At 42.9% G+C, this 18,769-nt stretch carries 16 protein-coding genes; 2 read left to right on the top strand and 14 right to left on the bottom strand.

Annotated elements, in window-relative coordinates:
* Positions 1-145: 145 nt before the first annotated feature.
* The 11 genes from L3V36_RS08085 to napF form a co-directional block, all read right to left on the bottom strand.
* Entirely contained in the window at positions 146-1,447 is a 1,302-nt protein-coding gene (locus L3V36_RS08085; protein WP_208775332.1) for a HAMP domain-containing sensor histidine kinase, read from the bottom strand.
* A complete protein-coding gene (locus L3V36_RS08080) occupies positions 1,444-2,130 on the bottom strand; it encodes a response regulator transcription factor (RefSeq protein ID WP_102447747.1) in 687 nt (228 codons plus the stop codon). Before L3V36_RS08080 ends, L3V36_RS08085 begins: the two co-directional genes overlap by 4 nt.
* Entirely contained in the window at positions 2,120-5,275 is a 3,156-nt protein-coding gene (locus tag L3V36_RS08075) for an efflux RND transporter permease subunit (protein ID WP_102447746.1), read from the bottom strand. Before L3V36_RS08075 ends, L3V36_RS08080 begins: the two co-directional genes overlap by 11 nt.
* Positions 5,265-6,491, bottom strand: a complete 1,227-nt coding sequence (locus L3V36_RS08070; RefSeq protein WP_102447745.1) for an efflux RND transporter periplasmic adaptor subunit — start codon at positions 6,489-6,491, stop codon at positions 5,265-5,267. Before L3V36_RS08070 ends, L3V36_RS08075 begins: the two co-directional genes overlap by 11 nt.
* A gap of 1 nt (position 6,492) precedes the next feature.
* Positions 6,493-7,701 carry a TolC family protein gene (locus L3V36_RS08065; RefSeq protein WP_208775349.1) on the bottom strand — a complete coding sequence of 403 codons (1,209 nt, stop codon included), beginning with the start codon at positions 7,699-7,701 and terminating at the stop codon, positions 6,493-6,495.
* Between the two features lie 419 nt (positions 7,702-8,120).
* Complete coding sequence (locus L3V36_RS08060; protein ID WP_004731329.1) at positions 8,121-8,258, bottom strand: TIGR02808 family protein; 138 nt, start codon at positions 8,256-8,258, stop codon at positions 8,121-8,123.
* An 11-nt stretch (positions 8,259-8,269) separates the two neighbouring features.
* Positions 8,270-8,851: a NapC/NirT family cytochrome c gene (locus L3V36_RS08055; protein ID WP_004731326.1), complete on the bottom strand. Its 582-nt coding sequence runs from the start codon at positions 8,849-8,851 to the stop codon at positions 8,270-8,272.
* Between the two features lie 29 nt (positions 8,852-8,880).
* The gene (locus L3V36_RS08050; protein WP_004731324.1) at positions 8,881-9,342 is read right to left on the bottom strand and encodes a nitrate reductase cytochrome c-type subunit; all 462 of its coding nucleotides are present in this window, start codon (positions 9,340-9,342) and stop codon (positions 8,881-8,883) included.
* 124 nt (positions 9,343-9,466) lie between these two features.
* Complete coding sequence (napA, locus tag L3V36_RS08045) at positions 9,467-11,956, bottom strand: periplasmic nitrate reductase subunit alpha (protein WP_208775334.1); 2,490 nt, start codon at positions 11,954-11,956, stop codon at positions 9,467-9,469.
* Positions 11,953-12,258 (bottom strand): chaperone NapD, encoded by a 306-nt coding sequence (locus L3V36_RS08040; RefSeq protein ID WP_017076060.1) that lies wholly within the window; start codon positions 12,256-12,258, stop codon positions 11,953-11,955. The genes napA and L3V36_RS08040 overlap by 4 nt, the downstream gene beginning before the upstream one ends.
* Positions 12,259-12,281: 23 nt before the next feature.
* Complete coding sequence (napF, locus tag L3V36_RS08035; protein ID WP_102447742.1) at positions 12,282-12,761, bottom strand: ferredoxin-type protein NapF; 480 nt, start codon at positions 12,759-12,761, stop codon at positions 12,282-12,284.
* Positions 12,762-13,014: 253 nt separating this feature from the next.
* Between napF and narQ the strand changes: the two genes are divergently transcribed.
* A complete protein-coding gene (gene narQ / locus L3V36_RS08030) occupies positions 13,015-14,745 on the top strand; it encodes a nitrate/nitrite two-component system sensor histidine kinase NarQ (protein ID WP_102447741.1) in 1,731 nt (576 codons plus the stop codon).
* Positions 14,732-15,364: a response regulator gene (locus tag L3V36_RS08025; RefSeq protein WP_017076057.1), complete on the top strand. Its 633-nt coding sequence runs from the start codon at positions 14,732-14,734 to the stop codon at positions 15,362-15,364. The genes narQ and L3V36_RS08025 overlap by 14 nt, the downstream gene beginning before the upstream one ends.
* Positions 15,365-15,594: 230 nt before the next feature.
* On the opposite strand, the gene dcuC is transcribed toward L3V36_RS08025, so the two are convergent.
* The 3 genes from dcuC to L3V36_RS08010 all read right to left on the bottom strand — a co-directional run bounded on the left by dcuC (position 15,595) and on the right by L3V36_RS08010 (position 18,642).
* Positions 15,595-16,962: an anaerobic C4-dicarboxylate transporter DcuC gene (dcuC, locus tag L3V36_RS08020; protein WP_016785306.1), complete on the bottom strand. Its 1,368-nt coding sequence runs from the start codon at positions 16,960-16,962 to the stop codon at positions 15,595-15,597.
* 461 nt (positions 16,963-17,423) lie between these two features.
* Positions 17,424-17,930, bottom strand: coding sequence for a hypothetical protein (locus tag L3V36_RS08015; RefSeq protein ID WP_004731312.1), 507 nt, complete (start codon positions 17,928-17,930; stop codon positions 17,424-17,426).
* A complete protein-coding gene (locus L3V36_RS08010) occupies positions 17,923-18,642 on the bottom strand; it encodes a winged helix-turn-helix domain-containing protein (RefSeq protein WP_102441294.1) in 720 nt (239 codons plus the stop codon). Before L3V36_RS08010 ends, L3V36_RS08015 begins: the two co-directional genes overlap by 8 nt.
* Positions 18,643-18,769: the final 127 nt, after the last annotated feature.

Genomic DNA, 18,769 nt, shown 5'->3' with positions numbered 1-18,769 from the left:
TCTCGATTATTCAAAGGGCTAGCATGTTTGCTAGCCCTTTCTCGTATTTGCTGGCTGAATCTGATTAACAATGCTTCAAATTTAGCTAACGCAGACAGGAATTCTTTGCTTAGGTTGAAGCTTGGCCACTCAATTAAACATACAGCTAGGCATTGGTATTAGGCGTAATCGGCAAGTGAAGTCTAGCCAGCAAGCCCCCCTCTATTTCCTGTGCTTCAAGGTACCACCCTAACTTCTTACATATTTTTTCGGTTAAATCTTGCCCGAGGCCAAAGCTATCTTGAAATGGCAGATCAAGTTCTTGTGTATTAATGTTTTTGATCACTATGCTGTTTTTCTCGAAATAGACACGGATCGTGCCGCTATGTGTGTATTGGAAGGCGTTACGAATTAGATTGCCAACTACAATTTTGATTGGAGTCTCTGGGAGTTTAATCGTTGGGGCATGAGCGTAATCACGAATTATGTCGATCTCTTCACCTTGAATTAAGTATTCCAACTCTTCTATTAAGTTATCCAACAAAGCGGCTATAGACACTGAGTTCTGATTCGGTGGGGTTTCACTCTTTCGGACCAACCAGAGCATGGTTTCGGTAATTTGCTGCATGTTGCGGCTCGCGCGGTCGATACGATTGATCGGGCGCTGTAAATCTGAGGGGAGGGAGATGCGCTCTAAAATCTCCATATTTGCTCGTATGATTGCAATAGGCGTTCTCAATTCGTGACTAGCATGAGAAAGGAAACGTTGTTCTCTTTCTACCAAGTGCGCATTCTTACTTAGTGCCTTTTCGAGATAAAGCGCAACGCGATTGTATTCACTAAATTTAAAGTTGGGAGCGGGGTTCGTCAATAGGTCGTTGGACGCACTTTCTGACCATTCGACGAGTTGTTCGGTTTTTTTCCCTACTTGATAACTGTAGAGCCAAAGTGCCAATACAATAAAAAAGATATAGCCAAGAGCTATGTAGATAATCAGATTGAAGCGATGATCGAACCACACGTCTATTGTGTCGCCGATCAGGCGGTAGTCGTACCGAGCAACGCCAAATACCGAACGACCGTTTTCGAGAGTAAAACGATAGACACCAATGACCGCTTCTTTCTTGATATCGTTGGTGACGGTTTCATCAACGAAGACGACTGTGAATTCATTGTTTGTCAATGTCACATCCCGAAGTACATCTTTGCCATCGATCTTTATGCCTGGCAATTGGTCATAATAAAATGACACCACGTAGGATTTAGACAGTTTGGCCTCTGGATTTATAAGACGCACTTCGTTAAAGCTCAACCATTCACTGGCGAGTCGCATCTTTACTGAATCTTCTATTCCATATTCAAAGTGACGGATTAAGAGCTCTCCGAATAGTAAGGCTGTCAGAAGTGATAAGCCTAAGAAAAAGGTGGTTAGGTGCCCCCGTATTGGGAAGCTCTTTTTGATGCTCATGGTTGCTCTTTTATCCTCAGACCTTGACCAACGACGGTTTCAATTAAATTGGATTCAAATGGTTTATCGATTTTTTGTCTCAGTTGATAAACCTGCACTTTGATGTTGTTACTTTCTGGTGCGTCATTTGGCCATAAACACTCTTCTATCTCGCTGCGACTCACTACTTGTGGACTTCGGCGCATGAGGAGTTCTAAAAGCATTCGATTGAGTCGATTTAACTCTAAGATTTGATCTGATCTTGATACTTGCTGGTTTTGTAAGTCGTAAACTAGGTCACCTCGTACTAATCTTTTTTGTTGGCTACTTCTTCGCTTAGAGAGCGCCTTGATACGTAAGGCGAGCTCTTTCATTGCAAATGGCTTGATTAAGTAGTCATCGGTGCCAGCATTGAAGCCAGCTTCTTTGTCTTGCAGCGTATCTTTTGCTGTCAGCATCAAAATAGGCGTATCGTCACCGTCGTCTCGAAGTCTTTCACAGACAGTAAAACCATCTATTTTGGGTAACATTAGGTCAAGGAGAATAACGTCATAGTAGTTTTGTTTTGCGAGTGTAAAACCGCTTAACCCGTTGTAAGCATGATCGCATTTGATGTTTTCAAATTCGAGAAACTCTGCAACTGAAGCGGCGAGTTCCTTGTCATTTTCAACTAATAACACGTTGATAGATAAGTTAGATTTCATTTTTCTTAACCCCAGTAAAAGAAGCGGATCGTTGGGTAATTATGTTGTGATACAGCTGCTTGATATCTTGCTGAACCATTAGCAATACGGGTACCAAAAGAAGTGTTATTACCGTTGCGAATAAGATTCCATACCCCATTGACGTAGCTGCTGGTATTAAAAACTGAGCTTGAGGAGAGGTTTCTGACAGTAAGGGCACTAAGCCAAAATACGTGGTTGCAGAAGTCAGCACAATAGCCCTTAAGCGTCCTGTTCCTGATTCAATTAACGCCTCGTATACGGTATCACCGCTCATTATCTTGGTATTAAAGCGTGAGATAAGTAAGAGGCTATCATTCACGACGACCCCGGTTAATGCAAGCATTCCAAACAGAGAAAGTATACTGATGGGTATCCCTTGGATTAAGTGTCCCATCAAGGCGCCCACAATACCAAATGGGATTGTGCACATGATCAGCAGTGGCTGGAAATATGAGTTGAGTGGTATTGCAAGCAATGCGTAGATGCCGATAAGAGCGATAGCAAACACGCTATACAGTGAATTTGATATTTGTTCCTGCTCTTGTTGCTGTCCAGAAAGGACAATGTTTAGGTCACGATACTTATTCTGTAAGCTTTTAAACAGGTCGCTATCTAGCTTATCAATGATCTCTTCTGGAGAGGCGGCAGTTTTATCAACATCAGCTGTTATCACATTGACTCTGTTACGGTTCATTCGTTCAATGTTTTTGGACACATATCGAGTCGATATATTGGCTACCGCATTGAGTGGCACTAACTTATCATTGCTCAAGCGAATTTGTGCGTATTTGAGATTATCCAATGTTTGTCTTTTTGACTGTGGATACTGAATCTTGACCTTTATTTCATGCGACCCTTCTTGAAATTGCTGCACTTCGTAACCTTGATATACCATGTTGAGTTGTTGTAGGAGATTCGATGTGGTGAGCCCCATGGTTAGCCCCATTTCGTTAACTTTAATATCAACTTGGGCCTGTGTATTCGCGAGGCTACTTTTTATTCCATGAACACCTTGTACATTATTGAGGTGATGGGTCAGTTCGCGAGTTGCATTGCTGATCGTTGCTTGATTTTGACTTCTTAATTCTATGCTTATTGCTTTATCGCTGATCATATCGGCTAAGAAATTGGCGCTGTCTATGCCTTCAAGTATTGGGATCATGGATTGCCATTCTTTAGCGATAGCACCCGCGCTGATTGGGCGTTGAGTGTTGCTCGAAAGGCCAACAATGATTTGCGAACTGTTATTGGTGGTTTCAACCAATACACTTTGGATTGGAGGCACAGACAGCGCATATTCGCTCATTAGTGAATCATTCAATGATGCAGCCATTTGTTCAACTTTAAGTGTTTCACGTTGTACTAATCCGTAACCAGCGTCATCTTCAAAGGCGAGCTCGATAGTGATGAAGTTATTAGAAATCTCTGGGAAGAATACCGACTTAAGCTTGCCTGTTATTAGTGATTCGCCAATTAGGATACACAGAGAGACAAAGAGACCAATTACGGCATAACGATAACGTAAGACCAGCTGCAAACAGGGTTTGTAGAGATGCCAAGTGATGTATTTGAAACCACGCAGAACACGCTGTTGAATATAGTGCCATATGGCAGGAATACCACGCGCTGAAGTCGGTTCCATTCTGACTCGGGCAAGGTGAGCAGGGAGGATTAATTTGGACTCAATGAGTGAGAAAATCAGACAGAAAGTTGCAGCCATGGCAAATTGCGCAAAGATCTTACCGAGTTCTCCTTCAACTAAGCTGAGAGACATAAAAGCAACGATGGTCGTTAACACACCAAAGGTGGTTGGTGTTGCCACTTTTTGCGCGCCAGCGATGGTCGATTCAACGGAAGCTCCGTGTTTCTCTCTTTGTTCGTAAATGCTTTCACCAATGACGACGGCATCATCAACGACAATACCGAGTGCCATGATGAAGCCAAAGGTGGTTAATTCATTAAGGGTGAGCCCAAAGAAAGAATCCCCCATAAGAACCATTGCACCAGCAAATGTAACAGGTAGGCCAACGGCAACCCAGAAAGCCACACGTATGTTTAAGAGTAAAGCCAGTAAAATAACAACGAGAGCGATACCTTGAGCACTGTTCTTAAGTAGCAAAGATAAACGGTTCTTAATCGGCTCACTTTGGTCATTCCATTGGGTTAGGTGGATACCGTTCGGCAGTGTCAATTGGTAAGCATCAACGATGGATTTGGTCTTTTGGGCTAGCTGGTTGATGTTTGATTGACCATACATTTTCACCGTTAAGCCTACTGATGGATGGCCGTTATAACGAGTAATTATGCCGTCGTCGTCAAATCCTAATTCAATATGCGCAACGTCGGACAAGAGTATGGTTTGCCCTGTTGCTGTGCGTTTAACTGGCAGCGAAGCGAACTCTTTCGCACTTCGGTGTTGCTGGTCCGCTTTAAGAACTAACGTCCCTTGAGAACCTTTGAGCTGACCGGCCGTTTGGGTTAATGATTCTGCTCTAATTTGGCTGACGATTTGCTCCATCGTGAGACTGAAAGCTTGCAATTTTGCCTCGTCAATTTCAATCGAGACCTGCTGAGATTTTCGGCCAATGTAATCAACCTTTTGTATCAAAGGAGAGTTTAGGAGCTTGTGTCGTAACTCGTCTAAATAACGCTGTAATGCACCGATAGGCACGTCACCAAACAGGTTAATTGAAACTACCTCTTCAAGGTCGGCTTGACGTGTGATCACTGGTTTTTTTGCTTCACTAGGTAAATCGCCAATAGCATCAACCGCACTTTTTACATCTTGTTGCAGTTTGTTGAGTGAATAGCCACTCGACTTAGTGATGGTTACCGTGGCACCGTCACTATTTGAACTGCTGTGTATCTGTTTGATGCCTTCTACACCTAACAATGAATCTTCTATTTTTATCGCAATGCTTTCTTCAGCCGAGCGAGCTGAGCCACTTTGATATTCGACGCTTACCGTAATATTGGTTGGGGGGAGTGAGGGGAAGCTTTCTACCCGTGATTGGATAACCGAAAAACCACCAGCGACTATGATCAAAACCATTAAAAGATTTGCGGCAACAGGGTTGTGAACAAACCATGCGATAACGCCATGAGTTTTTAGGTTATTGTCCATCATTCACCTCTTTAAGTGATTTAGCCCCTGAGGCAGGAGTCGGGAGGCTCCGATTTAATGCGAGTTTGTCCGTGTCGTCTGTCCGAGGGCTATCCGAGAGTGCTAGTACTTGCATTCCCTCCACGTAGCTGGATAACGGCTTTACAACCAAAGTTATGTGTTGATTTAGGTTGCCCTGTTCAAAACCAATCGCATCGATATCTTGAAACAGTGATTGAGTCTTGTGACGATGAAGTTGACCTTCTTTGACGTACCAAATATTGCTGTCTGCAGTAATGGAAGAGGATGAAACTACAAAACTATCTGAGTAGCTCTTACCTTGAATGACAACTTTAACAAAGCTCCCTATCAGCAAAGGCTCTGGCTGTTGAAGAGGGGAGTCTATTTTTAATATGAGGTTACGCATACGTGTTGATTGTTCCACGAGCAGTGAAAGGTGACTCGCCCGTGCTGCCCATTGTTGCCCTGAATCTAAATCAGATGCTGACTGAATTGTCACCGACATTGCACTCAAATCGGAGGGGAGCTGTTGCCAGTCCCGTTCCGTAAGCTGAAGATGTACTTCAGCCGTTTCTATGGATTTGATCTGTCCCAACGAGGTTCCGGATGCAACAACACCACCTGTGGTGACGTTGCTTTGGCTGACAATGGCATCAAAAGGAGCATGGATATTCGTGTTGCTTAGTTGTTGTTTAGCATCTTCAACCGTTTTTAGTGCGGCGTTTAATCGTGCCTTTGCTGCTTTAAACTGAGGTTCTCGCAAAGCGAGGGGACTCGGTGCCTCTTCTATACCTGAAGTTTTCCATTCTTTTTGAGCACGTTGATGTTTGCGTTGTTCTTGGAAAAATGAAAGTTGTGCGTTAGCTAGATCCTTTTCTGCGTTAGCCAGCAGTACTTGGTAACTGGAATCGTCAATGTGAAATAGCAGATCACCTTTAGAGATTTGTTCTCCTAGTTTAAATTTTTTTGCTTTCGAAAGAATCACTCCTGAAACCTGGCTCGTGAGCGTTAAAGTTTCTTCTGGAATTACCTGCCCGTAACCTTCAATGGTAGAGCGGTGTTGCCCGGCAGCAATGTCGACTGTTGTGACTTTGATATATTGTCGAGGCTGAGCTTCCAGCGCTAACGTTGTTTCTTCGGGGATTGACTTCATGATGTACATCGCGGTGGCAATGATACTGAGCAAGCCCAAAGCCGTAACAAGTATCTGTTTCATTTTAAACCCCCATTCCTAATGCTAACCCTAAGGTAATTCTGTTTGAGAGCCGAGTACGCTGAGTATTAAGCAACTGGATTTTAGATTGGTAAATAGATTGTTGGGCGATAAGCAGTGCCAAAACGTCACTGGCTCCTTCCTGGTAAAGGTTTTGATAGTTTTTCATACTAGCCTTGGAGAATGTAAAAGCATCTCGATAATGCTGTTCTTGTTGTTTGAGGTAGAACTCTTTGTCTAGTGCATTTCCTACCTCATTGATGGCAACCAATAGTTTCTTTTGGTAATCAACAAAGCTCTCTTCTGCTTGAAGCTGAGCTATTTTTGCTTGGGTTTGTAGTGATGATTGGTCAAGAAGAGGTGCGCTGATCCCCCCAACGAGATTCCACAGGGAAGGATTATCGATAAGCTGGTTTGGTGTTGAGCCGCTACGATAAACAGAGGCAGACAGCGTGAATTTAGGCAGTAGATCTTTGTAAGCAACTGCCGCGCTTTTGTCGGCGGCGAGCACTTGCTGATAAGCGGCAAGGAGGTCAGGACGTGATCCAATCATTTCTCCGGGAAGGCGTAATGGCGGAGCTTCAACTTCTGGGATCGTGAAAATCATTTGGTTAAGCTGGGTGTCGCTCTTACCTCGTAAGGTATTAAGGCCTCTGATTGCGATAAGTTGATCTTGTTCTTTAGCCGCTAAACTCGCTCTTACTCTGGATGTTGCAGCGCGAGCGGTGTCGAGGTCTGCTTGTTCTTTAAACCCATCGAGCACTTGTTCTAGTACAATATTTTCTGTGTTTGAAAGACTTTGTAGCCAGCGTTGCTCGACCCCTATCACTCTTGCTCTGTAAGCGATATCAAGCCAAGCCTTTATTACGCGAGCCGCGAGAGAGTTTTGTGCGTAAACATAGTCAAGTTGCGTTGCCTGTTGTTTCGCGTTAGCTGCGCTTGCTGTGTCAGCTAAGCGTCCCCAAACATCAAACTCCCAACTTAAATTCAAAGACAGTTTGTGACTGTTCTGAATCTGACTTGTTTTTTGTCTAGAGGCTTGAAAGTCTGTATTTAAAGAAGGTTGAAGGTATTGACCACTTTGCGCCGCTAATAGTTCAGCTTGCTTCAAGCGAAGTGCAGTTTTATGTAGGTCGTGGTTATTGGTGAGGGCTTCTTGAACCAGATCGGCGAGAGCTTGATTGTTGAACAGCGAGAGCAATTGTGTCGACATTGTCGTGTTGACGTATCGTTGAGAGCTTTCCCATTGCTCCGGAATCTGGGTTGTATTGTTCAAACGGGTTTGTGACGTTGGTGATAGAGAAGCGCAACCCGTGAGATAGGTCAGACTACCCAGTAGTAATAACGCGGATAGGGGGCGGTGTGTGTTCATGCTGTCTTACTCTAAGGTATTTATCTTTAGATATACCTAACAGCGAGTAAATTGGAGGTGAAATGAAAGTCCGGTTACTGCTTGGGAGTGATTATATGGGGAGAATAGAGTTGTTTAACTGCGTCAGAATAATGCTAGTGTTTGGGTGGTAAAGGGCTTGCCGAAGATTTTTAGACAATAAAAAAGCCACTGAATTCAGTGGCTTTCTAGTATCAACTCATCTCAAAAATAACTGGTGAAAGTTGACGAAATTTCGATTTCTAATCGATTTCTTTGTCTTTAGTCATAGATAAAAGCCAAAGAGATACGGCTGCAACACCTGCAAAGCCACCAAGAATGATAACTGGCATAGCACTGTAACCTAGGATGTGCCAAATTACGCTTTCTAAAGTACTCATTCAATCGCTCCTTATTGCCAGCCTTCAACGCCGTGCATGTCTGGTAGTTTATGTGCGATACCTTTGTGGCAATCTACACACGTTTTTTCACCAGAAGCTAGCGCAGTTGAGTGTTGTTTCGCACTACGAGGGCTCTGTTCTGAGAAGTCCATGTAATCAAACTGGTGACAGTTACGACACTCAAGTGAGTCATTGCCTTTCATGCGCTTCCACTCACGTTCAGCAAGGTGAGCGCGACGTGCTTTAAACTTCTCTTCAGTATTAATGGTTTTCGCAATAAAGTGCGCGTACAACTCTTTAGATGCCTGAACCTTACGAACAATTTTATCTGTCCACTCGTGAGGTACGTGACAATCTGAACAGATAGCACGAACGCCTGAGCGGTTAGAGTAGTGAATTGTTTCTTGGATTTCAGCAACAATAGGAGCGTGACAACCAGAACAGAACTCTTCCGTATTGGTTGCTTGCATACCTGTGTTGAATGCACCCCAGAATAAAAGACCGCCTGCAAACCCCAAGAAAAGTACAACGCCTACCGCTGCCTTACTTGGTGTCGCGAGTCTTTTCCAAAACGCTTTAAGTAATTTTATCATATATAGCCTCTCTTACCGTCTGGCTACGATTAACGCAGTGAATCTACAGGTTTGAACTCGTTCTCAACTAGTGGCTTAGCATTAGCTTGAGGTACGTGACACTGTAGACAGAAATAACGACGAGGTGATACGTCTGCAAGTACCGCATCTTCACGGTTCATGTAGTGAGTTACACTCACTTTAGTCGCACCCATTTCTTTTGCGTTTTTCCAGCTGTGGCAAGAAAGACACTTGTTAGCGTTAAGAGAAACTTCATAGCTACGAATAGTATGAGGCACTAGAGGTGGTTGGTATACGTAGTCGCTCTCAAGTACTTGGTCACGAGGGAACTTTTTGAAGTCATCTGCTGCGCGAGTAGCTTCAAGTTCACTTGCACCACGTAGAGATTCTACGCCACCAATGCCGCCTGGGTTATCCAGTTCAGCTTGAGCTTGAACTGCACCAGCTAGCAAAAGACCAGCTGATAGTAGGGCAGTAATCAGTTTTTTCATGGTTAATTTCTCCGCCTAAAGGCTAATTCTTTGAGTGGACTACTTCTTTCAAAAAGTGATGAGAAAAGTAGTCGCAATATTAAATACGTTAGATCTTGTATCTAGGTTCTAAAGCAATTTCCGCTTAAGAAACCTTAGTGATCTTAACTGGACACTTCTTGTAATCCGTCTGTTTAGACAGCGGATCGGTTGCATCCAAGATCAACTTGTTGATCAGAATTCTTGCATCAAAGAATGGTACGAATACCAAGCCTTGTGGCGGACGGTTACGGCCACGAGTTTCAACACGGACTCGAACTTCACCACGTTTGTTTTCGATAAGAACTTCATCACCACGGCGAAGGCCGCGAGATTTTGCATCTGCAGGGTGGATGTAACAAAGTGCATCCGGTACTGCTTTGTAAAGTTCTGGTACACGACGAGTCATAGTACCTGTATGCCAATGCTCAAGAACACGACCTGTACATAACCACATGTCGTACTCATCATTTGGTACTTCTGGTGGCGCTTCGTATGGCGCGTTGATGATCAGTGCTTTACCGTCTGGCTTGCCGTAGAAGTCCCAGTCAGAACCTTTCTTAGCGTATGGATCTGAACCTTCTTTAAAGCGCCATAGTGTTTCTTTACCATCAACAACAGGCCAGCGTAGACCGCGTACTTTGTGGTAAGTATCGTATGGTGCTAAATCGTGACCATGGCCGCGACCAAAGGTTGCGTATTCTTCGAATAGACCTTTTTGTACGTAGAAACCTTGAGCTTGTGCATCGTCGTTAAGCTCTTGAGCTTCAGACAATGGGAATGCGTCAACGTTGCCGTTTTTGTAAAGCACGTCGTACATTGTTTTACCGCGGTACTCAGGTGCTTTAGCAAGAAGCTCTTCGCCCCAAACTTCTTCAACAGTGAAGCGTTTAGAGAACTCCATGATTTGCCACAGGTCAGACTTCGCATCACCAACCGTTTTAACTTGTTGGTACCATGCTTGTGTACGACGTTCTGCGTTACCGTAAGCACCTTCTTTCTCGATCCACATTGCTGTTGGAAGGATAAGGTCAGAAGCTTGAGCTGTTGCTGTTGGGTACGGGTCAGAACATACAATGAAGTTGTCTGGGTTACGGTAACCTGGAAGACGTTCAGTGTTGATGTTTGGACCAGCTTGCATGTTGTTGTTACACATTATCCAGTACGCATTGATCTTGCCGTCTTTAAGCATACGGTCTTGAACAACAGCATGAGCACCAGGCTTAGCTGGGATAGTACCTTCTGGAAGCTTCCAGATTTCTTCAGAAATCTTACGGTGTTTAGGGTTAGCAACAACCATATCTGCAGGAAGACGGTGAGAGAACGTACCAACTTCACGAGCTGTACCACACGCAGATGGTTGGCCAGTAAGTGAGAATGGGCTATTACCTGGAGTAGAAATCTTACCTGTTAGAAGGTGGATGTTGTACACAAGGCTGTTCATCCAAACGCCACGAGTATGTTGGTTCATACCCATAGTCCAAAGTGACATTACTTTGATGTTTGGATCTGCATATTGCTTCGCAAGTTTGATCAGATCATCTTGAGAGACACCTGACATTTCAGATGCTTTCTCAACGGAGTATTCAGCAACAGAAGCTTTGTACTCTTCAAAAGTGATTGCAGTCATTGCACCTGAGTTAGGGTTTGCTGCTGCTTGCTGTAGAGGATCGTCATCACGAAGACCGTAACCGATGTCTGTCGTTGCTTGCTTGAAGTTCGTGTGCTTATTCACGAAGTCCCAGTTTACAGCATCGTTTTGGATGATGTAGTTTGCAATGAAGTTAGCAATCGCAAGATCTGATTGAGGTTCAAAGATGTAACCCGTGTCTGCAAGCTCAAAAGAACGGTGGTAGTAAGTAGACAGTACGTTTACTTTAACGTGTGGGTGGCTTAGACGACGGTCTGTAATACGAGTCCATAATACTGGGTGCATTTCTGCCATGTTTGAACCCCACAGTACAAATGCGTCTGCGTGTTCAAAGTCATCGTAACAACCCATTGGCTCATCGATACCGAAAGTACGCATGAATGCGCCTACCGCTGAAGCCATACAGTGACGAGCGTTTGGATCGATGTTGTTTGAACGGAAACCCGCTTTCATCAACTTAACAGCTGCGTAGCCTTCCATTACTGTCCACTGACCTGAGCCGAACATACCAACACCTGTTGGACCGTTCTTTTTCAGAGCCGCTTTCCATTTCTCAGCCATTACGTCGAAAGCTGTGTCCCAAGATACTGGTGTGAAATCACCATCTTTATGGAACTCACCGTCTTTCATACGAAGAAGAGGAGTTTCAAGACGATCTTTGCCGTACATGATTTTTGAAAGGAAGTAGCCTTTAATACAGTTAAGGCCTTTGTTTACAGGTGCTTCTGGGTCGCCTTGAGTCGCAACCACTTTGCCGTTTTGAGTACCTACTAGTACTGAACAGCCCGTACCACAAAAACGACAAGGCGCTTTATCCCACGTGATTTTTGTTTGATCAGAGCTAGCAATCAGGTTGGTTGCTGTTGCTGGTAGTGATACGCCTGCAACGGCTGCCGCTGATGCAGCTGCGTTTGCTTTCACAAACGCGCGTCTTGTCATTTTCATACTTCACCCTCAAGTTGAGAATTGTTGCTTCCAGTTTCTAAATCCGTTTCGTCGAGTTCAGTTTCGATTTGGTGGTAAACCAAAGCTGTCCCTAAAACGTTCTTAATGTTATTTATTGCTTCGATGGTGTCCGTTACAAAACCTTGGTTTTCGGTTTCTAGGACCACGATGATTTTGCCTTCAGGACTGTCTCCGTAAATCTCTGCATTATCGTATTTCTCGATTTCAGCTTTGATTTCGTTCAGGTGTTCTGGGCTCACATGCACGACTAAACTTGATATATGCACTTCATTTAGTGCCATAAATTGCTCTCGTTATTTTTGTTTTATGCATTACTCACAAGAATAGCTGAAGTAGGGCAAACTGCTACGCAAGCGCCACAACCACTACACTTATCTGACTCGATTTTTGGTAGAGCAACACTGCCTGCTCTAAGTTGAAATTGAATTGCCATAGGTTCACACAAGTCACCACAGCTTCGGCATTCAACGTTTTGTTGCGCTAAGCACTTATCAGAGATGTTTGCTTTAGCTAACCAAGGCGTCTCTTCCTTGGGTTTGAAAATTGGTTCAGGACAAACGTCAGCACATTGATAACAAAACGTGCATTCGTCTATAGAAAAGTCGACAGTAGGAAAACCACCGTCGCCAACAATGATGATGTGCGTTTCGCAACTTTCGATGCATTTGCCACAACGTGTACAGTCATCTGCGAAGCTTTCTAGGCTTTTAATCCAAGGCAATCGGAGTTGGCTTGAATCTACTTTTCGCCTAGAAAATAGGCGGCGTCTCGATAGGTCTACCACTAATTGCCTACTGATGTTGCTAAGATGTTGTAATTGTAGATCATTGTTTTGTTAATATCTTGTCATTTATCCTCACAAGTAGTGTAGTTTTAGAAATATTTGTATAAATACCCCTTAAGGGCTAAATAGGATCCTATATTGTCTTAGATCAATAAATTACGAAGCGTTTGGTCACATATTGAATGGAGCTCTGTTTTTTGATGTGTGACAATAGGTTCTCGCTAGCCACTTACCTTTATCTAGGACATTGCTTTTGCTTATTAAACCGGTTTCATCTGTAACAAGTACAATAGCGAAATCATTGCTATTTATATTGCTTCTTTCGGTTGCTACCACTGGTTTTGCAATCTTCACATTGGCGTCTAGTCTCAACGACGCAGAAGCAGTTAACGTGGCAGGTTCTATGCGAATGCAGAGTTACCGTTTAGCGCATGATATTCAAATAGAATCAGTTGATTACGATTCTCACATCCATGAATTTGAAAAGTCTTTATATTCGCCTTCAATGGCCGAATTAGTCAGTTGGGATGTTCCTACGGACATAACGGAAGACTACTATTTGATTATTGGTCGTTGGCATGAACTTAAGCGTGTATTAAATAGCGAAGACCGAAAGCACTATTTAGTTTTGGTTGAAAACTTCGTCGCTGAAATTGATGGTTTCGTTTTCAAGTTACAAGAGTACTCAGAATATAAACTGATAAAATTGGCTTGGGCTGGCGGATTTGGTCTGGGTGGTATCTTAGTCATATCTCTTTTTGTTGTTCATTTTGTCCGTAAGCAAGTTGTTAAACCTTTACATGCGTTAGTTCGAGCAAGTCAGAGGATCAAAAACAGTGATTTTGAGGTGCAATTAAAGGTCACGAATAATAACGAATTGGGTATTTTGACTAAAACCTTTAACTCCATGGCTAAGGACTTGGGGGTTCTTTATCGTAACCTCGAAGATGTTGTTGACGCGAAAACAATAGAGCTGCAAAACGCAAATCAATCATTGCAGGCGCTCTATTATTCCTCACAAGAATTGACGGTTACACGTATCGCTCCAGAAAATTTTAGGGCGATTCTGCAGCATTTAGTTAGCCTTGAAGGCATTGAATCGTTAAGGCTAGAGATTGTCGATAATTCAGGTCGTTCATTGATTTTGGATGAGGGTTACGACTCGAGTCAAGACTATGAAAAGTTTGAAATGAAGCTTGATGATAATGAACTCATTTTAGGTTACCTCTATTGCTCATATCACCATGGGCACACAACAAAGGTACTTATTGAAAGCTTTATTCAACTGTTATCGAGAGCAATTTATTATAATCGTGCTCAGAAAAAAGCAGAACAGCTGATCATCATGGAAGAACGCGCGACGATCGCACGCGAACTGCACGACTCTTTAGCTCAATCACTCTCGTATTTAAAAATCCAAGTGACGCTATTGAAGCGTGTTATTGGTAAACTACCCGAACATAAGCACCGAGAACAGTCCGAACAAATCGCATTAGAAATCGGCAACGGTTTAGCCGATGCCTATACTCAATTAAGAGAGTTACTCACTACGTTTAGATTAACGATAAAAGAGGGTAACTTTGGAGACGCTTTGAGTACAATGCTCGAACAACTCAGTGAAAGAACGGATGCAAAGATCAATCTAAATAATAATCTTTCATCCATTGAACTTGATGCTCATAGCCAGGTTCATTTGCTTCAATTGATTCGTGAAGCAACAATAAACGCCATAAAACACGCCAATGCCGATTTGATAGATGTATGCTGTATCGATGAAGACGGTGAAGTACTCGTCGTGATTAAAGACAATGGAGATGGCTTTGACCCAAATAGTTCGAAGATGAACCATTACGGGATGAGCATTATGCAGGAGCGTGCGGCAAGACTGAATGGCGAACTAACGATTGAAACGGCGCAAGGTAAAGGCTGTACAGTCATATTAAAATATAAAAGTTTGAAGGAAGTTAAAGTTGACGATTTGTAAAGTAATGCTGGTTGACGATCATCCATTGATGCGCAGAGGTATAAGCCAATTACTGAGCTTTGAAGATGAATTCGAAGTGATTGCAGAAGCAAGCAACGGCACTGAAGCGGTCGCTCTGGCGCATGAAGAAGAGCCTGACTTGATCCTACTGGATCTTAATATGAAAGGCATGTCTGGGCTCGATACCTTAAAGGCTCTTCGTACTGATGGTTCAAGCGCTAACATTGTCATTTTAACTGTTTCGGATAGCCCTGCAGACATCGAAGCAATTGTTAAAGCGGGTGCTGATGGCTACTTGTTAAAAGACACTGAACCTGATGAATTAATTGAATTGCTCAAGCAAGCACATAGCGGTGACAAAGCCTACAGCAGTGTTGTTTCTCGTTACTTGAACGACGCAGACAGCCGCAATGACATTTTTGACCAATTGACTGAACGTGAAATGCAGATCCTTCAAGAAGTCGCAAAAGGTTACCGCAACAAGCAAATCGCTGACCATCTGTTTATTTCTGAATCGACAGTTAAGGTACATATGAAAAGCTTGCTTAAAAAGCTACAAGTTCCTTCTCGTACTGCTGCAACGGTTTTGTATCTAGAACGCTATGGTGACATGAAGTAGGGCTTGTTCCTTTGAAATGAAACTATTTCAAGCCATACTGCTTAATTTCGATGCTTAATGATGATGCATAGTCATGATGCTCAATTTAAATTGCGATAGCTTTTCTTGAAATCTGAGCGTGGGACTCATATAAGCAAATAGAGACACTAAAAAGGCGCTGAACTTATTAAGTTCAGCGCCTTTTGTTTAAGCATTTTATATCTGAATTATCATGTCTATTTTACTGAGAATTAAGCTGCCATTGGTACTAGAACAAGCGTACCGAAGATAACCGTGATAAGACCACAGATTACTGGTACGGAAGTACGTTTAACGACTTCAAACGGGCTGATTTTACCCATGCCAGATGTCGCTACAATTACACCAGAGACTGGCGAGATGGTACGACCTAGGTTCGATGCTTGAAGCATTGGGATGATTAGGAACGCAGGGTTCAAACCCATTTTAGCCGCAAGTGATGGTGCAAGTTCTACGAAAGCATAGAAAGGTGCGTTACCAGAACCTGTCGCGATAGCAGCAGCAACCGTTAGACCCGTAAGGATAAGCATTAACGCGATGCCGCCAGCGCCAGCTGATTCAGCAAGGCCGATTAGGTTATCAATTGCACCGATAGACATTAGGCCTTGAGCAAATACGCCCGCTGCAACCAACAGCATTACCACGCCTTTGAATGCTTCTGCCATGCCTTGGTAGCAAGAGTCTAGATCTTCTAATGTTTTCTCACCGTCGAACTTTTTCACAACGTAATCGATGATCGCGCCCACAAAGATAGAACCGACGACGATGGTGTAGATATCAAGTGAAAGGCCTGGAATAGTACGACCGTTAAACAGGAAAACACCGATGATTGGTAGGAATGGCAGCGCAGCGTAAAAAGCGGGTGCTGTTGTTTCAATGTCTGAAACGTCTACTTTTTCCATTGGTGTGTTTTCTTTCTTATCCAGATACTTGTTCCAGAAGAAAGCGGCCGCAGCCATCACGATGATTGCACAGATAGAAACAGGTAGTACCGTTTGAACGGCAAACACATCAAGAGACATTCCTGATTTTTCAGCTGCAATAACAACATCACCAGACGTTGGTGAAAGAATGATCGCTGCAGGTGAAGCACAAACCGCAACCGCCGCAGGACGAGAAATACCCATTGCGGTCATCATTGGGAATAGGGTTGCCATAAGTAGCACACCTAAGCCAGTCGCAGAACTTACTGCAAGTGACATCAAACAAGCCACAATGTATGCCGCAACTAACAGTACATAAGGAGACTTAATAGCAGCAAGCGGTTTAGAGAACTGTTTGACTACTACGTTGTTTGCGCCAATGTGCGTCATGTAAGAAGCAAAACCACACAAAAGCATGATTTGCATGCCTAGGCCGCCGCCACGATACTGAAGCATGTACTTAACGAATTCTAGTGAGTCGGTAACCATGTTACCTGTAGAAGCGACCTTAGCTGGTAAGACTGTGTGACCAATAAGGCCAGTAATAAGAAGTAGGGCAAGGCCAGCAGTTAGTAATACGCCTGCTGCTTTATAGCCTTTAACAATAAAGTAACCAACAGCGATGGTAATCACTAATCCGATCAAGAGCTCTAACATAGAAATCTCCACAAAGTTTAAAAAATATAAGAAAGTGTTTCAGAATATGACAATGAATGTACAGAAAACTGCACTGTGGCACGAGGCATAGTTGAGGTTGATATGATCTAAGACAAACATTTTTTTCGATGTTAATTGTGGTTGTAAATCGTGATTAACTACTGTTGTTTAGATGTTAATAAACAAATTTTGTGGCTCGTTAGAATATAACTTGGATCACTTTTGGTTGTTCTAGTTGCATATGGATGCGTTGTTTTATAAACCGTGAGTGTTTTTTGTACTTTGGAAGGGAATGTGTAACGAAGTGGGTATTTATCGGAGTAAAGAGGTGAGAATCTTAGCTTTGATGCTTAGTTAGCTTTGACGCTTACTTACGTTTAACGCCTACTTATTTGCCTAAGTAAGCGTTAAAACACAAGCTGGCACTAAATATAATTAAGCTTAAAAATAGCCGAGCGAGTTTAGTTCATATCAACGTCAGGAATGTCATTTGAATACGTTGACAGCTCAGAGCAGACTACCTTCTTACAAAAATGAATCATCCCATAACGCGTCACCAGTAAAAACTCTTCTCTATTCAATGGAATGTAAGGCATGGCGTCAGACGATAGTGTAGAACCTTCACTTATCATGACTTTTTCGTAAAACGACAACTCGCGATTCGGGATGATTTGCTGGTGTTGGTTCTCATCCAGTGAGATGTCGTGTTGAGTGACAGAGTAAGATCCTGATGACGTAAAACCGACTTGCTTGGTCGACACGTATAATAGGTCATAACTGTCATTCTTCTTAAATTCGATGTTAATAGAAGACTGGTTATGAATCATATTATTAGACGGGTTAATAATCGATGCTGTATTTGCTAAATAATGCCCTTCAAGGTGTGATTTAGGAATAAAAGTAGAAAGCCAGCCGACTAATACGCCAAGCAGTACCACAAAAATTGCTGTATTCGTTTTGTTATTCACAAGTCACTCCTTTAAATCCTGCTGGAAAGCTCAGAGATTTTCCTGAATTATCGATGATGATTTTTCGTCCCTTATATTCATAAAGCGTCACGTTGAATAACTCGTTAAAAGTGAATTCGTCGGATTCGATTTTACAAGAGATAAAATGCTGACCCACGAGATCTTCGCCTAGGCTATTTCTATCTAAATAAGAAAACAAATAATGGGATAAACCCGCAGTCACTACAAATAATGCAATCAGTGCTAATACACTGTTTGTTTTTTTCGTAGCGGCCGTTTTCTCGGTTGTTGAATTTTCTGTCGCTATGCTATCTGTCGCCGTGTTGTCTTCAGGTTGTTTCGTTTCTTGTTTGGGTTGCGATTGAATTTTACTCAGCGCGCGTTCTTTGTCTTGTGTCACTTGTCCTGCAAATCGGTAGCCTTTACCGCGCTCAGTGACGATGATCATCCCGCTCTTATCTTCTAACGCTTTTCGGCAAATCGAGATGGTCTGCATTAGGCTGCCATCTTCAACGTAGATACCTTTAGACACCCACACTTGTTCAATCAGAACTTGGCGAGTGATCACCTCATTGGGTCTCGAGATAAAAAACTTAAGCAGCTCTGATTCATTAGAACCTATTGGGTAGGTACGGCCCGTCTTAAAGTGATGGATTTCACTCTCTTCTAAATTGACCTGTATATCATCATTGATAATAAATTCAGCAGACATCTGGGTTCTCATTGTTATAAGCGTTCTAACCTAAATATAACAAATCTTACAACAAACATAAACTTACTGATTTCATCGTCTTTGATATTTAAGTAACTGAATTTATGTTGATTATTAACCTAATTAG

Origin of the sequence: Vibrio sp. G-C-1 (assembly GCF_021728015.1) — a bacterium.
GTDB lineage: Bacteria > Pseudomonadota > Gammaproteobacteria > Enterobacterales > Vibrionaceae > Vibrio > Vibrio splendidus.
The sequence above is the reverse complement of the archived record's forward strand: the minus strand, read 5'-3'. Positions and strand labels throughout refer to the sequence as shown.

Bases quoted from the DNA above. Each gene is read 5' to 3' on its own strand.
- L3V36_RS08080 (WP_102447747.1), bottom strand. From the start codon at position 2,130: ATGAAATCTAACTTATCTATCAACGTGTTATTAGTTGAAAATGACAAG.
- L3V36_RS08075 (WP_102447746.1), bottom strand. From the start codon at position 5,275: ATGGACAATAACCTAAAAACTCATGGCGTTATCGCATGGTTTGTTCAC.
- L3V36_RS08060 (WP_004731329.1), bottom strand. From the start codon at position 8,258: ATGAGTACTTTAGAAAGCGTAATTTGGCACATCCTAGGTTACAGTGCT.
- L3V36_RS08070 (WP_102447745.1), bottom strand. From the start codon at position 6,491: ATGAAACAGATACTTGTTACGGCTTTGGGCTTGCTCAGTATCATTGCC.
- L3V36_RS08010 (WP_102441294.1), bottom strand. From the start codon at position 18,642: ATGTCTGCTGAATTTATTATCAATGATGATATACAGGTCAATTTAGAA.
- L3V36_RS08065 (WP_208775349.1), bottom strand. From the start codon at position 7,701: ATGTCGACACAATTGCTCTCGCTGTTCAACAATCAAGCTCTCGCCGAT.
- L3V36_RS08055 (WP_004731326.1), bottom strand. From the start codon at position 8,851: ATGATAAAATTACTTAAAGCGTTTTGGAAAAGACTCGCGACACCAAGT.
- dcuC (WP_016785306.1), bottom strand. From the start codon at position 16,962: ATGTTAGAGCTCTTGATCGGATTAGTGATTACCATCGCTGTTGGTTAC.
- L3V36_RS08050 (WP_004731324.1), bottom strand. From the start codon at position 9,342: ATGAAAAAACTGATTACTGCCCTACTATCAGCTGGTCTTTTGCTAGCT.
- L3V36_RS08040 (WP_017076060.1), bottom strand. From the start codon at position 12,258: ATGGCACTAAATGAAGTGCATATATCAAGTTTAGTCGTGCATGTGAGC.
- L3V36_RS08085 (WP_208775332.1), bottom strand. From the start codon at position 1,447: ATGAGCATCAAAAAGAGCTTCCCAATACGGGGGCACCTAACCACCTTT.
- napA (WP_208775334.1), bottom strand. From the start codon at position 11,956: ATGAAAATGACAAGACGCGCGTTTGTGAAAGCAAACGCAGCTGCATCA.